General features: G+C 39.6%; 15 protein-coding genes. All 15 read right to left on the bottom strand.

All coding sequences use genetic code 11. The features are described from left to right. Positions 1 to 66 precede the first annotated feature (66 nt). The 15 genes from G6R11_RS03935 to G6R11_RS03865 all read right to left on the bottom strand — a co-directional run bounded on the left by G6R11_RS03935 (position 67) and on the right by G6R11_RS03865 (position 14,540). A complete protein-coding gene (locus tag G6R11_RS03935) occupies positions 67 to 1,014 on the bottom strand; it encodes a polysaccharide pyruvyl transferase family protein (RefSeq protein ID WP_163131645.1) in 948 nt (315 codons plus the stop codon). Further along, a complete protein-coding gene (locus G6R11_RS03930; RefSeq protein WP_163131644.1) occupies positions 1,015 to 2,199 on the bottom strand; it encodes a hypothetical protein in 1,185 nt (394 codons plus the stop codon). It lies immediately after the preceding gene. Further along, positions 2,175 to 3,044 carry a hypothetical protein gene (locus G6R11_RS03925; protein ID WP_163131643.1) on the bottom strand — a complete coding sequence of 290 codons (870 nt, stop codon included), beginning with the start codon at positions 3,042 to 3,044 and terminating at the stop codon, positions 2,175 to 2,177. Before G6R11_RS03925 ends, G6R11_RS03930 begins: the two co-directional genes overlap by 25 nt. A gap of 94 nt (positions 3,045 to 3,138) precedes the next feature. Then, positions 3,139 to 3,891 (bottom strand): glycosyltransferase family 2 protein, encoded by a 753-nt coding sequence (locus tag G6R11_RS03920; RefSeq protein WP_163131642.1) that lies wholly within the window; start codon positions 3,889 to 3,891, stop codon positions 3,139 to 3,141. Continuing rightward, entirely contained in the window at positions 3,892 to 4,215 is a 324-nt protein-coding gene (locus G6R11_RS03915) for a cupin domain-containing protein (protein ID WP_163131641.1), read from the bottom strand. Then, the gene (locus G6R11_RS03910; RefSeq protein ID WP_163131640.1) at positions 4,208 to 5,299 is read right to left on the bottom strand and encodes a hypothetical protein; all 1,092 of its coding nucleotides are present in this window, start codon (positions 5,297 to 5,299) and stop codon (positions 4,208 to 4,210) included. Before G6R11_RS03910 ends, G6R11_RS03915 begins: the two co-directional genes overlap by 8 nt. After that, on the bottom strand, positions 5,292 to 5,927 hold the full coding sequence (locus G6R11_RS03905; protein ID WP_163131638.1) for an HAD family phosphatase: 636 nt from the start codon (positions 5,925 to 5,927) through the stop codon (positions 5,292 to 5,294). The genes G6R11_RS03910 and G6R11_RS03905 overlap by 8 nt, the downstream gene beginning before the upstream one ends. Next, positions 5,920 to 6,552 carry a hypothetical protein gene (locus tag G6R11_RS03900; RefSeq protein ID WP_163131636.1) on the bottom strand — a complete coding sequence of 211 codons (633 nt, stop codon included), beginning with the start codon at positions 6,550 to 6,552 and terminating at the stop codon, positions 5,920 to 5,922. Before G6R11_RS03900 ends, G6R11_RS03905 begins: the two co-directional genes overlap by 8 nt. Before the next feature lie 262 nt (positions 6,553 to 6,814). Next, on the bottom strand, positions 6,815 to 7,783 hold the full coding sequence (locus G6R11_RS03895) for a GDP-L-fucose synthase (protein WP_163131634.1): 969 nt from the start codon (positions 7,781 to 7,783) through the stop codon (positions 6,815 to 6,817). A 5-nt stretch (positions 7,784 to 7,788) separates the two neighbouring features. Continuing rightward, on the bottom strand, positions 7,789 to 8,922 hold the full coding sequence (gene gmd / locus G6R11_RS03890) for a GDP-mannose 4,6-dehydratase (RefSeq protein WP_163131632.1): 1,134 nt from the start codon (positions 8,920 to 8,922) through the stop codon (positions 7,789 to 7,791). A gap of 51 nt (positions 8,923 to 8,973) precedes the next feature. Continuing rightward, positions 8,974 to 10,401, bottom strand: a complete 1,428-nt coding sequence (locus G6R11_RS03885; RefSeq protein ID WP_163131631.1) for a phosphomannomutase — start codon at positions 10,399 to 10,401, stop codon at positions 8,974 to 8,976. A 15-nt stretch (positions 10,402 to 10,416) separates the two neighbouring features. Beyond that, a complete protein-coding gene (locus tag G6R11_RS03880; protein ID WP_163131629.1) occupies positions 10,417 to 11,820 on the bottom strand; it encodes a mannose-1-phosphate guanylyltransferase/mannose-6-phosphate isomerase in 1,404 nt (467 codons plus the stop codon). Between the two features lie 70 nt (positions 11,821 to 11,890). Continuing rightward, on the bottom strand, positions 11,891 to 12,361 hold the full coding sequence (locus tag G6R11_RS03875; RefSeq protein WP_163131905.1) for a GDP-mannose mannosyl hydrolase: 471 nt from the start codon (positions 12,359 to 12,361) through the stop codon (positions 11,891 to 11,893). A gap of 43 nt (positions 12,362 to 12,404) precedes the next feature. Next, positions 12,405 to 13,526, bottom strand: a complete 1,122-nt coding sequence (wecA, locus tag G6R11_RS03870; RefSeq protein WP_163131627.1) for a UDP-N-acetylglucosamine--undecaprenyl-phosphate N-acetylglucosaminephosphotransferase — start codon at positions 13,524 to 13,526, stop codon at positions 12,405 to 12,407. A gap of 39 nt (positions 13,527 to 13,565) precedes the next feature. Then, a complete protein-coding gene (locus G6R11_RS03865; protein ID WP_163131625.1) occupies positions 13,566 to 14,540 on the bottom strand; it encodes a Wzz/FepE/Etk N-terminal domain-containing protein in 975 nt (324 codons plus the stop codon). Positions 14,541 to 14,577 lie beyond the last annotated feature (37 nt).

Raw genomic sequence — 14,577 nt, 5'->3', positions numbered from 1 at the left:
GCACACTTACTTCTGCGAGTAAACTTAGTTGATTAAAGTTAATTTGCATTAACATCAATTTTATAACTAAACAAACTGAGATTTCCAAGTTTGAATATTTTCAAACGGAATTCTAATTTTAGTTTCGATTTCTTTATTAATTAAAGCGTTCAACTTCTCAATGTCCGTTCTTTTTAAAACTGTGAGATTGAAGTCAATAGATTTTTCAATTGCCCTATTATCGATCCCGATGATAATAGTACGTTTTTTGTATTGCAAAGCTCTAATGCCAGCATGCAGTCGCGTACCTACGTAATCTACATCGGCATTAGATAATGCGTTATTTAAGCATGTGAGACTAGGATTTAGCAATGTCACATTACGCTTAAATAATGAGTGCAGAGATTCGAAATAACTTACATCACCACTACCTTGTGGCCAGAAGCTTACTTCAGAATAGTTATCTAATAGACAATTAATCAATTTAAGATCTGCATTAGGATCACGGTTGTAGTCGGTTAAGGTCACAACAACATTGTTGCTTTTAGATTGGTTGATTTTTTTGCAATGCTCAGGTGTTAGCCCCCACATAGTAGAACAGCTAGTATTAATAACATTCTTAATGCCCATTTTAGAAAGTTGCTTTTCAGTGAATGAATCACGAACGGAGTGCAGCATTTTTTTATTAAGCACACGATTCCAGACTGTTCTAGAATATAAGTCGGGAGAGTTTTGGTACTGCCACCAACCGACACCCATTAGAACCGCATGATTTAGAGTCAACAGGTCCTTAGCCCCGAACTTCCATTGCTGATATCTAAGCAAATGAGATGATAATAAATTTGTCCCCCCTACGATTGAGTACTCAGATAAATTTAGTACCCGTCGCCCTTCTCGCCCAAAAGTATCATGGGTAGGCAGAGTAACTATCTGCTCAAAAGGAATAATATTTGCCAGCTGCTCGTTCACAGCGTCCATAATAATAAAGTCGCCTACATTTTTTGACGCTATACTTGTATCGAATAATGTAATCATTTAGTGAATCTGTAACCTTTTTAATGTAACTAACTTTGTATATGCAATAACGACCTTGGAAATAGCCATGGCGATTACTACAGATAAAAAACCTTCTGCAGAAGGTGAACCAAATATGTTATTCAATAAAAGAATAAGCAAGAATGTAACAATACCTGTAATTTCGGGAATCAAATTATATTTAGGATGATATTTAAAAGAATTTACCATGCCAGCAGGCCCCAGTAAAACCTCAACCACTGCAGAAATAGCCAACACACCATAGATGCCAGGCATAAACTCGTAGTTAACAAGAAGGTAAACTGTGACGACCCAGTAAGCCATGAACCCCAGAAGTAGGAGTATGGGTACGTAGATGGCAGATATTTTTCTAACCGTATTAAAGTATCCTTCCATATCAGTTTTCAGTAACACCAAATACTGATTAGCTAATAACGACTTAGGCATAATAGCCAGTGAGTATATAGCTACAATAATCATGTAATCAGCGTAAGTATCTGGTTCGACTTTAGCTGATATAAACATCCTATCAACAAAAACATTAATGAGAGAAATTGTTAATAATAAAATAAATCCATAATCACTTTTAAGTATCTGCCTCCAACCTTGTAGAGAAAATTTATTAACAAAGGATTTAAACAGCCAAAACAATATAGTAAGGGTGATAATCAATCCAACTATGCGCTGCCCTAAAATAAGAATAAACAAACTATTCTCATCAAAGAAATAAGCCATAAGATAGCTAGCCACCAATAATATTGCAGTGACAAGAAGTACTATTTGGTATAAGTGATAAAGCCCCTCTACCTTAGAAAAAATCTCGAGCCATTGTAAAGCCAAAAGCATGAGAAATGTCATTATAAATAAGTACTCGACCTTATCTAAATTTACTAAATCTCCAAACAAAAACACTAACGGAATTGAACTTAAAAATAAGATAGAAGTGATAGTCGCGTAAAGTGAAAAGCCAGTAGTATACTCGGATAGCTCTGACGCCAGCAGCCGTTTGACTAATGATTGCTCTCCTCCCAAAAAGACTATTCGTGCGGAAAAGTTAGCCCACAAATAGGCAATTCCAATCTTACCTGCGATCCCTTTATCAAAAAAATAAAATAGTATAAATGTGGCTAACTGAGCAATAATTATAGAAGAAATTGATATTAATGGTAATAGTCTTTGGAACATTCTAATACCTTAGATCTATTTATATGGTCAAGCACATCAAGGAGCTTTGAATCTGAGAAGTAAAGCTTATTAATTTTATTATTTATCCAGAGCGATGGATGCCACCATAATTGTTCTATCTCCCTTTTTCCCATATCATCGAAAAAACAGACTGAGGGAGTTTCTGATAACCAGTGAAATAGTTCAAAGCCTCCTCGCCCTCCGATAAATAAATCGAACCGTTGTGTAATAGACAATAGCTCTAGAGTGCTAAGCCCTTTAGAATAACTATCAATCAATGAGGTCTTATTTTTTAACATATTTGTGTCTGGCACAGTTTGATGTTCTGAAGAACCCAGTAAAACGAAATGAACATCCGGGAATTCATCTTGTATAACACAAGCCATTTCTACTATTTTTTGTGCATTTCTTCTTAAATGTAACGCTACAATAGGCACACATTTATTAAACAACAATTCATTAAAATGCTCTAGTGTATTAGTAGATTTACTATTCTTAAATATAATAGTATTTACTTTGTTATTAAATTCATTGGGAGTCCAATATCCGCCAAAAAATTTGTGGAATGACTCAGGGAAGACTCGAATCCCTCGTTCCAGCTTATCGATATTACAGCCCGTATACGTATCAACACAATTTAAAGCTTCTAACCACTCTGTGATCGGATTGCAGCTTACGCCATCCTTTGAAGTGTAATGCCTTGTTTTTCCCCAACTAAAGCTTGAAGGTTCGGCTACCGCCTCATCATCCCTATAATAAACATTTATTGTGGCTTTCGGGTATTGCTCTCTTAATGTTAATAAAAACTGGCTGTCTAGAATAATATCCCCAAAACCACCGTTCAAAGTTAATTCGAATACCTGTTCTTTCTTTTGTTTCTGTAGCGCGAGGAAAGACTTAAGTGATCTAAAGTTATTTTTTAGTATATATCGTAACATTCTAGAAATCAGTCGCTTTAGTGGATATTTTTAAAGACAAAAATAAAGTTAAGTCACTAGGTATTCCTAAGCCATACATACCTTTAGCTTCTTCACCAATATTATATATACCTATATCTTGATCTTTATCGGCCATGAAGCTGTAAACAGGCGCTACGTAGAATTCACCATTGCTTCTAATGTCTTGCTCGATCATAGAGTCAGCAAAGTGACAAAAATCACTTCCTTTAGCGAAGTTATAAATACCTACAGTTGCTTCATCTGATATCACAACTTTTTCAACCACTTCAGAAACAGCACCTCGGCTATCAACTTTTGCATAAGACCATTTTGGATCGTCAGCTTTCATTGTTAACATACTACCATCGAGGTTACGTTGTTCCATATCTTGTAAATAATCATTAATATTAAGATCAACCCATTGGTCTGAATTCGCAATCATTAATGGATGGTCATTATCAAAATAGTCGCGAGCCTTTAGTACCGTAATAGCTGCACCTTCGGTAACACCATTAATTGAAACTATTTCAAAATTTTCACATGCTCTAGCAAATATAGCTTCCAATTTGTAAGCTTTTACATGCTCTTCCTGGCAGACAAAAATAAATCGGTGTTTACAACTTGGAGTTAAGTTGTTAATAACTACTTCTATCATGTGCTTACCATGTACATCAATCAGTGGCTTAGGGTCTGTATACCCTGCATCAGCAAACCTGCTGCCACGACCAGCCATTGGAACTACAATATTTAACATTTACTCCTCCAGATATTTATCATTAAGCGCACCTGGTAATTTTATTACTGCGGTTGTTGTATCTTCTAATGCTTCAAAATTTGTATATTCGCCAGGGGAGATCTTAACAATATCACCTTTATTCAATATCATATCTTTCATTAAAGCCTTACCTTGTACAATTACAGTAATTTCTGTGGCAATTTTGTGGCAATGGTTAGCTTCCTTATCGCCCTTCTTAAACTCTTGAATGGCAAACTCGACGTCAGTAGTGTTGAATAATGTTGGCTCGAAGCCACCAACGATCCACCCACGAACAAAATCACTAATATTATATTTATTCATCGGCATTCTCATAAAGATAAGCTTTCATTTCTTCCATTTTTAATTCGTTATTCCATTTTATTATATCTGTACCCACGAGTTTTTTTCCATCAAGAACTAATTCGAATTCTATTACTGAATACATACTGGTAGTTTGGTGTATATTTATAGCATTAAAGTTTAGTCTCTGAGTAACATTAAAAATACCTTCAATATATTCTTTAGCTACAGACTTCCCTTTGAATTCACCTGAAGGGTCAACTAATACGAAGTCATTGGATAAAAAAGGCAGGATTAACTCAATCGATTTGCTATTAAAAGCTGCGACATATTCTTTGGTTTTATGGTAAATTCGTGACTTTAGTTTATCATTGTTTTCTATTAATTTTTGTTCATAGCTGCTGAGCTCGTGCTCATCCGTAACATGAAAGTAGCGCGATTTGTCAATATCAACTGCTTTAACCTTTCCTTCATTCAATATAATCTCGTTCAATGTAGGAGCAATGAAAAAACTTCCGTTAGTTTTTACATCTTTACGAATCATAGCTTTGGCGGACTCTACAAAGATTCTTGCTGACCTAAAATAATATAGGCCAGCAATTGCTTTGTTACTTATTGGCATTTTTTCTGCGGCTTGTGTTACAAAGTTATGCTCATCGACCTTAACAAAAGACCACTTAGGGTGCATTGCCTCGAAGGTAAACACTCCTGCATCAACCCCATCATCAATAAAGCCTTGTATATGTTCATTGATATCAAAATCAAGCACTTGTTCAAAACTTGCAATAACCAACGGAGCGTCAAGCTGAAGCTCCTCAATTGCGAGTAACGCTGAACAAGCGGACCCTTGTGTATTACCATTAATTGCACAACTCTTAATATGGCTGCCCAACAATTTTAGTACGTTATTTAATTGGTATTTACTTGCTGCCGGCTGAGGGAGAGCAACAGTTATTTGATTGGCTAACTTTAAGTCTAGAAACGGCTTTGCAGCTCGTTCTATTAAAAGTTTCCCATTTACATCATTTAATATCCTCGGAAACTTGTTTTCCTTAGACACTTTAAACGTACTCGCCCCGGAAAGAGGAACTAGAATATTAAGCATATGATTCAACCTCATTAATAAAGCGAGTAATATTGTCAAAATTAACATCATGAATAGTATCGACTTTCAATACATGAGCCCCTGATGCATAAGCAGCTTTTAAACCATTTTCATTATCTTCAACAATCAAACACTCTTCCGGTTTGAGTCCCAATCTTGAAATTGCCAAGTCATAAATTTCAGGGTCAGGCTTGCTTTTCAATACGTCTTGGTTTGATAAATAAAAATCGAGATACTCCATCAATGCAGACTTTTCCATCATAACTTTAACGGTATTCCGAATAGAGTTAGAAGCGACAGCTAGCTGGTAACCATTCTCTTTCAACTTAGACAACGCAAACTGATGATGAAATATAGGCTTGCATAACTGATGAGTGATATCCATCGTATATTGTTGCTTCATTTCGTTTATAAAGTCATGTAACGATTCAGGGAGAACATGAACCTTAGACAACATCTTCAGTTTCTGCCCTGTAGATAAACCATCAAAAGTCGTTAGGTGATCATGCCTACTGATTGTTAGGCCAAAGATTTCTAGAGCTTTATTTAAAGCATCATAATGCCAATCTTTAGCGTCAATTAGAACGCCGTCCATATCAAAGATGACCGCTTTAATGTTCTTAGTCATAAAAATACTCTCTTGCTTTCGAAGGATAATCTGTACATAATCCTATTAATTCACTCCACTGCTGGTTTCTATTTATAAATTTTTTCAAGGATTCCCAATAGCCAGTTTTATCCCTATTATGTAACTCTGGAGAAACTAACACGACTGACTTTTTGTCAATAAGAAACCGTTTTAGAGCATCTAGATCTAAGGTTTCGTCTCTGAAATTATCTAGCCAAATCCCAGGACTCTCTTTATATAGAGATGGTACCGTTTCAATATCTGAGTAGCGGCTGTATGTAGGTAATTGCTGTTTGTGAAAACCCAACATATCCGGCACAGACATATCAAAGTAAAAGTGTGAATTTCTAATTTCAGATTGCTTTAATAAGGCTTGTAAACCATCAGATTTTATATTTAGTGCTAATACTAATTGCCTGTCATATCTGCTACATGTCGTTAGAAACTCATTATAACTCATAGATTGCGAATCAGGCATATCATGACTGATAACAACGAAACCATCATGATCCCTTAAATCAGTTTCAATACCAAACTTATTAGAAAGAGCTCGTTCAAAGGCCACTTGTGTATTTTGTTCTGCAATATCAAACCAAAATCCTCGATGAGCAATAATATTTTTCATTCTGATACCAACCTTAATTCAATCCTGTTTAACATTTTCCAATTTAAACAGAAAACCCATAATTTATAAAACAACCAACGAATTGTATTTAAACATACTTTAATGCCTAGACTAATAACTAGTTATCCAGCCATCTGATAGCCAAGTTGTGTATATCTCCCAGTAAACTAATATATCGGGCTATCAGCGACAGAAGGGGTGTAGTTTTCAGAATCCCAACATTAAGCATTAATCAACTAATCTTTCTTAATAACAGGTTCTATTAACCTCTAAACATATCTATATTTTCGTTAAACCACTGATAAGTCGCCTCTAATCCATCATATAACTCTATCGAATATACCCAGTTTAGAGATTGTAGCCGATCAACATTCATCAACTTCCTAGGTGCTCCATCTGGTTTAGTCACATCAAACTTAATGGAGCCTTTAAATCCTACAACCTTAGCAACCGTCTCAACTAACTCGCGAATAGTACAATCAGTTCCAGTTCCCACGTTAATATGGCTTAACATAGGTTGGGTATGGGCTTCATAATTATCTTTAGCTAAGTTCATAACATGAATGGAAGCATTCGCCATATCATCTACGTATAAAAACTCGCGCATTGGCTTGCCGCTTCCCCAAGCTACTACTTCTTTATCTCCGTTCAACTTAGCTTCATGGAAGCGTCTAATTAAAGCAGGAATAACGTGGCTATTTTCTGGATGAAAGTTATCATTGGGCCCATATAAATTCGTGGGCATTACACTGCGATAATCTCGTCCAAACTGCCGATTGTAGCTTTCACATAACTTAATACCAGCAATTTTTGCTACTGCGTAAGGCTCGTTAGTTGGCTCTAACTCACCCGTTAACAAAGCAGCTTCGGTCATTGGCTGTGGAGCTAACTTAGGATAAATACACGATGATCCTAAAAATAGTAGTTTCTGTATATTAGCTAAATGCGCAGCATGAATAATATTGCACTGAATCATTAAGTTTTCATAAATGAAATCAGCAGGGTAGGTATTGTTTGCCACAATACCCCCTACCCTAGCTGCAGCTAAGTAAACTTGATCAATGTTCTCAGCTTTGAAAAAATCGAACACTGCTTGCTGGTTCGTTAAGTCGAGCTCATCACGAGTCCTGGTAACTATATTACTATAACCACTTGCTTCTAACTGGCGCACTATGGCCGAGCCCACCATGCCTCGGTGCCCGGCAACATAAATCCTACTATTCTGGTCCATGGCAGCTACCCTTGGTTTTCTACGGCAATGGCTACTTTATGGCCATGAGCTTTTAACAAAGCGTGTTGTTTAGCTTTGCTCAAGTCGTGCTGCACCATTTCTGCACACATTTCTTCTACTGTAATTTGAGGCACCCAGCCCAACTTAGCTTTTGCTTTGCTTGGGTCTCCCAGTAAGGTTTCAACTTCTGCAGGGCGGAAGTAACGTGGATCAACCTTCACAATTACATCCCCTACGTTTAGTGCAGGAGCGTTGTCGCCTGTCACTGATTTAACGGTGCCGATCTCATCTAGTCCTTCACCTGTAAACTCAAGCTCTATACCTGCTTCTTTGGCTGACAGTTTCACAAATTCACGCACGCTTATTTGCTTGCCAGTAGCAATAACAAAGTCATCAGCTTGATCTTGTTGTAACATCATCCATTGCATACGCACGTAGTCTTTAGCGTGCCCCCAGTCGCGCAGTGCATCCATATTACCGAGGTATAAGCACGGCTCTAAACCTTGCGAAATATTTGCGATAGCACGAGTAATTTTACGCGTAACAAAGGTTTCACCACGACGTGGTGATTCATGGTTAAATAGAATACCGTTACAGGCATACATTCCGTATGACTCTCGGTAGTTCACTACGATCCAGTAAGCGTACATTTTGGCTACCGCGTAAGGCGAGCGCGGGTGAAATGGCGTAGTCTCTTTTTGAGGGATCTCTTGCACTTCACCGTAAAGCTCTGAGGTAGATGCTTGATAAAACTTGGTTTTCTTTTCTAAGCCTAAAAAGCGGATTGCTTCTAACAAGCGTAAAGTGCCCATGGCATCTACGTCGGCAGTATATTCAGGACATTCAAAAGAGACCGCAACATGAGATTGAGCTGCAAGGTTATAGACTTCGTCTGGCTGTATGTCTTTAATGATACGGGTTAAGTTAGACGAATCGGTTAAATCACCGTAGTGCAAAAAGAACTTAGGGTTAGATTCATGCACATCTTGGTAAATGTGATCCACTCGGTCAGTATTTAATGATGAAGCTCGGCGTTTAATACCATGTACTTCATACCCTTTTTCTAATAGTAACTCAGCAAGGTAAGAGCCATCTTGGCCCGTCACGCCGGTAATTAAAGCCACTTTATTTTTAGACATCACTGTATTCCAATTCGTTATTTCAATTTCTTAAACGTTCAAATGCTAGGTTTAAAGTGACCTAATATTCGTTAAGCTTTTTTCAACGCTTGCTATTGCCTGTTCAACTGTCGCCGCCTCTGCATAGCAGCGTAACTCTGGGGCATTGCCAGATGGTCTTAAGTGCACAAACTGTTGATTATCCAGCCCAATTCTTAAGCCATCAGTGGTATCCACAGATACAATAGCCAAATCTCCAAAACCTAAACTTTGCATTAACCATTGTGGATCTTTAGTACCATCAGCGACGATTTGTTGGCTTTTTGCTGTGGCAAAATTTTGGATCCGATCGCTATCAGTAAAGCGCTGTGGTAACTCTTCAACTAGCTTACTAATGTTTGCGCGCTGTGCAGCCACTAACAACATAATTGCCGGTAACACCGCATCTCTGGTGGGCAAGGCTTTTAACACCTTACCGTTAATCTGGATATCACTGCCAAGCAAAAAACCACCATTGGCTTCAAAGCCAGCTACTGATGTGTATTCATTATTCAACGCCACGAACTCTGCAATCACATAAGGGGAGCCAATTTTTGTGCGCTTTACCCATTCAAACTTGTTACTTAGCTCAATGGCGGTATTACAACTCACTGGTATAGCCAATGCACCAATATTGAGCTCATCAGCACACAGAAGGCCTAAGAGATCACCGCGTAGCCACTCGCCGTTTTCATCTGATACAAGAGGCCTATCACCATCACCATCGGTTGAGAACACCACGTCAAGATTATACTGTTTAGCCCAGGCCCTTGCTTTACGCTTATCCTCTTGTGATACTGCTTCGGTATCAATAGGCACAAAGCTATCACTGCGCTCGATTGCCACGACTTCAGCACCCAAGGCTTCAAAAATACGGTAATACAAGTCTCTACCCGCACTGGAATGCTCATAAATGCCAATACGCTTACCGCTTAAAAAAGGGTGTTCGAACAGTGAGGTATAACGGTAGATGTATTCTTCTGCAGCGCGGTTATTTATTTCAAGCTCAGGTAGACTTTCAAGCGCTTTAAACCCAACGCTTGCGTTAATAATGGCCTGTTCATCGTTTTTGGAGATTTCACCGTCGGGGCGATAAAACTTAAGGCCATTTCTATCAAAAGGAATATGGCTGCCGGTAACCATAATTGCCGGCATCTGGTCTTCTTGAGCTACATAAGCCAAGGCAGGCGTAGGCACCACCCCATAGTAAACAACCTGTAAACCTTGCTGTTGAAGTGCTGCAACGCAGGCTTGCGCCATTGCATAACTACTAGGACGATTATCAATCGCTATTGCAACGGTATCGAAAGTAAAATTGACGCGCATACTTTCAATGAAGGCATGACTGAAAGCCGCACATACATCCGGCGTAAACTGGGTCACCAAACCTCTTGCGCCACTGGTACCAAACGCGACGCCGCTGTCTTTAATGACTTTACTCGTGGTTAGATTAACTACCATTGGCGTGTTCACTCCTTATACTCGGCCGTATTTATCTTCAAAGCGAACAATATCGTCTTCGCCAAGGTAACTACCGGTTTGCACTTCAATCATTTCTAGTGGGATTTTTCCGGGGTTTTCTAGGGCGTGTACTGTACCTAGCGGAATATAAATAGATTGATTTTCAGTCACCAATTGTGTTTCTTCACCTCGCAACACACTGGCTGTACCAGATACAACAATCCAATGTTCAGCACGATGATAATGCTTTTGAATCGACAACTTGCCACCGGGCTTCACTGTGATCCGTTTAACCTGATCTCGAGCACCTGTGCCTATGGAGTCATACTTACCCCAAGGACGATACACTTCGCGGTGATTTTCATACTCACCTCGTTTATCCGCTTTAAGTTGTTCAACGATTTTTTTCACGTCTTGCACTCGAGCCTTATCAGCAACAAGCAAGGCATCCTTGGTATCGATTACCACTACGTCATTGAGGCCAACCGTCGCGATAAGGCGCTCTCCGCCATGCACCAGGCAATTACTTGTATCGTGGAGCATTGTGTCACCTAAAATGACATTGCCATCTTCGTCTTTGGCGTTCACTTCCCATAAAGACGACCATGAACCAATATCGTTCCAACCTGCATCAAGTGGTACCACCACGGCGTCTTTAGTGTGTTCCATTACCGCATAATCAATGGACTCATCGGGACACTGCGCAAAAACCTCTGCATCCAGACGAATAAAATCTTGATCCTTGGTGGTGTTGGCCATAGCTTGCCTGCAAACTTGTGCGATGTCACTCCTACACCGAGTCAACTCTTCTAGGTAGCGACTGGCCTTGAATAAAAACATGCCACTGTTCCAGTAGAACTCTCCACTATTTACATATCCAGCGGCTGTGCTTGCATCAGGCTTTTCAACAAACTGCTCTACTACGTAGCCATTACCGTCAGCCATGGAATCGCCACGCTGAATATAGCCATAACCGGTGTGAGCTTTATCTGGCACGATGCCAAAAGTCACTAACTTACCCTCTTGAGCTAAGGGGATAGCGTTGTTTAGTGCTTCGCGGAAAACACTGGCGTCTTGAATTACATGATCGGCTGCCAAAACAAATAGCAATGGGTCGTCGTCGCCCTTCGCTGCTTCTGCAGCAATAGCTACTGCAGGAGCAGTATTGCGACCAACTGGCTCAAGAATAATTGATGCTGATTTGTCAATGGCGCGCAATTGCTCAGCCACTACAAAACGGTGCTCTTCATTACAGATAACCATTGGTGCGTTAGTCGCAACGCCCTCTAAACGACTAATGGTTTCTTGTAACATGGTATTTTGCGATGTTAATGCAAGAAACTGCTTGGGGTACAAAGAGCGACTTAGCGGCCACAAGCGCGACCCAGAGCCGCCAGCCATAATCACAGGAGTAATCATAAGATGTTCATTCTCTACTAAATTAATTCGTTTACGTTAAAGGCTAACAACTATCTTTACACTAAATTCGTTACATAAAACTGTTGTCAGCGCGTTTATTCGCTTGAAAATACCACTGAGTATGACGGTGCACCCTTTTATTTCTCAATAAGTCCGCTTCATCGAACCAATAATAATCGCAATGCTGTTCGTCAGGTAACTCAGTTAAGCCTCCATCCTCTACAATGTCGTAGGCAAGAACTACGTAATGGGTAGAAAAATCATTTGATGAAACGTTATCTTCATAAAAATGCTGGTAAACGCCCTTAAAACTTGAAGAAGCATTGTCTATGCCAAGTTCTTGCTTCAATAAACGGGAGAACGCTAGGTCCAAGGGCTCATCTTTCAACACACGCCCACCAGGTACAAACCAGTAGCCCTTCGCGGGACGATTGTTGCGTTTGCCTAACAATATTTGCCCGCTTGTGTTGCGCACAATAAAATCAATCGACACCAAAGGTGTCGATTGTATAACGGTTTTAAATGTCTCTAATTCAAGCATCACTGCAATATTTTCTTACACTGTTTTACTCAGTAGGCTCTTGCTAGGCATTTTTTTGCTTAGTTCTAGACAGTTTAACTTGGTTAACCCGTCGCATGCGTCTAAATGCTTTTACTCTTCGGAATGCTATTAGCAAACGCCATACATGCTTTAACGCCATTAAATAACCTGCAAACACCACCAAAAATAAACCAAAAGACAACCAATCAGGTGCACTTAGGCAGTTTAACAATACCCCTACCATAGATATGCTAAAACTTAATAAGGTAATACATATAAGAGTCTGCCTAGAGGTGAAACCAGCGCGCATAAATATGTGGTGCAAATGATCGCGATCCGGCTTAAAGGGTGATTGACCTTTACGCTTACGGCGGATCATAACCCCTGCCATATCCATAAGCGGGATTGCGATAACCCACAACGCGGTTACAGGTTTAAAGGCCGGGGCTTCGCCTTGTGAGCCTATCGCCAGTAACCACACTACACTTAAGCCAACAAACATAGAGCCAGCATCTCCCATGAAAATTTTGCTGCGTTTGGGGTTATCTGCTCTAGTAAGGTTAAATATAAGATAGGGAATTAGAGCTACTACTAGGCAAAGTGCTATCCAGGATTCCAGCACAAAGCCTTCTAGTATGAAAAGCAGTGATAGAGAAAGCATGCTAGTAAAGGTTACACCACCTACTAAGCCATCTATACCGTCTACCATGTTGTAGGCGTTAATAGCGCCCATTATGGCCAAGTACGTAAAAGGTACAGCAGCCCAACCAAGGTGGATGTCGCCCATTACCAATAGATTGCCTAAGTTTTCTATACGGTCGCCACTTGCAAACATCATTACACTAGCGGCTACGATCTGGCAGAACATCCTTAAGCGAACACTTAGGTCATATTTATCATCTAACATTCCTACTAACAAAATGCCGCCAGAAGCTAACAAAAAGTACTTAAATGAAATGTCATAGCCTTGAGCAATTACCAGCAGAGATAACACAAAGCCTACATAAACAGCAATTCCTCCAATAAGAGGAATAGAGCCTACATGAAGCTTACGCTCATTAGGTTTATCCACTAACTCATGCTTAATCGCAATCGGCTTTAGTACTTTAATCGCGCTGTAAGTGCCTAAAAACGCAACCAATAAGGACAATATAAAGGTGCTCATAAACTCTCACCAATACTCGTTAAGCGAATAAGGCAACAACTAAGCATCAGCGCTTCCCTTAGCAAAGTGTCGAACCAAAACCACCATTACTCCTAGCATTCCGCCAAGCAAAGTACCCAATACACATATAAGCGCTCGTTTAGGTTTTACTTTTTGCTCTGCAACAACCGCTGGATCGACAACCTTAAACACAAAATCACCATTGGCTTCTGCCAGCATTAAAGTTTTAGTTTGCTCTTCAATGAGCTGGTAAAACACCGTTTGCATTTGTGCAACAGAGGTATTTTCTAACTGCTCTTTTAAGTAGTTAATATTGGCTAAAGTTTCTTGCTGAGAACGTTCGCGCATCACTTGGTTGATGTCTTTAACTAACCAATTTACCCACTGCTGTGCCACAATAGGCGAGATGTGTTCTGCAGCTACAGTGATTAAACCAGTTTCTTTATCAGTAGCAACACTCAACACTTCTTTAGAAAACACTTCATGGCTTTCTTGCATTGAGGGTTCAGCCTGTTTGGGAGCCTTAACTTCACGCGTCCATTTGTTTGCTTGAGCATCATAAACTTCGGGGTCATAACTCAATTCGCCACTTACTGGGTTCCACTCTTTTGCAGCCATTAAATCTGCTTTTATTTGATACTTAACTAAAAACTCTTTAAAAAACTGCCGAGACTTTAATACTTCAATCGCTAAAGTAGTTTGATCGGTACCACCACCCGCATTTAAGTTGATTCCTGCTAGAGAGGCTAGCCCACCAAACTGAGAAGCCATGCCACTCAGCTTATTGCTTTCTTGGTTAGATGCTGCCAATAGGGCATTCGCTCGATAAATATTTGGTTGATTTATGGCAAATACCACAGCAGCTGTAGCAAACACAACAGTGCAAGCAATAATTAGCCATTTGCCGCGCCAAATAACTGAGAACAACTCTCTAAGATCTATCTCGTCTTCAGCAACAGATTCAAAATAGGCTGGCGGATAAGTCGATGCGTGCTGTTGTATTGGTTGAGTCATAGTTTACTGGTCTACTTATTAAATTAATAAGCACCCT

Source organism: Agarivorans sp. Alg241-V36, assembly GCF_900537085.1.
GTDB lineage: Bacteria > Pseudomonadota > Gammaproteobacteria > Enterobacterales > Celerinatantimonadaceae > Agarivorans.
This window is presented reverse-complemented; position numbering and strand designations above follow the sequence as displayed.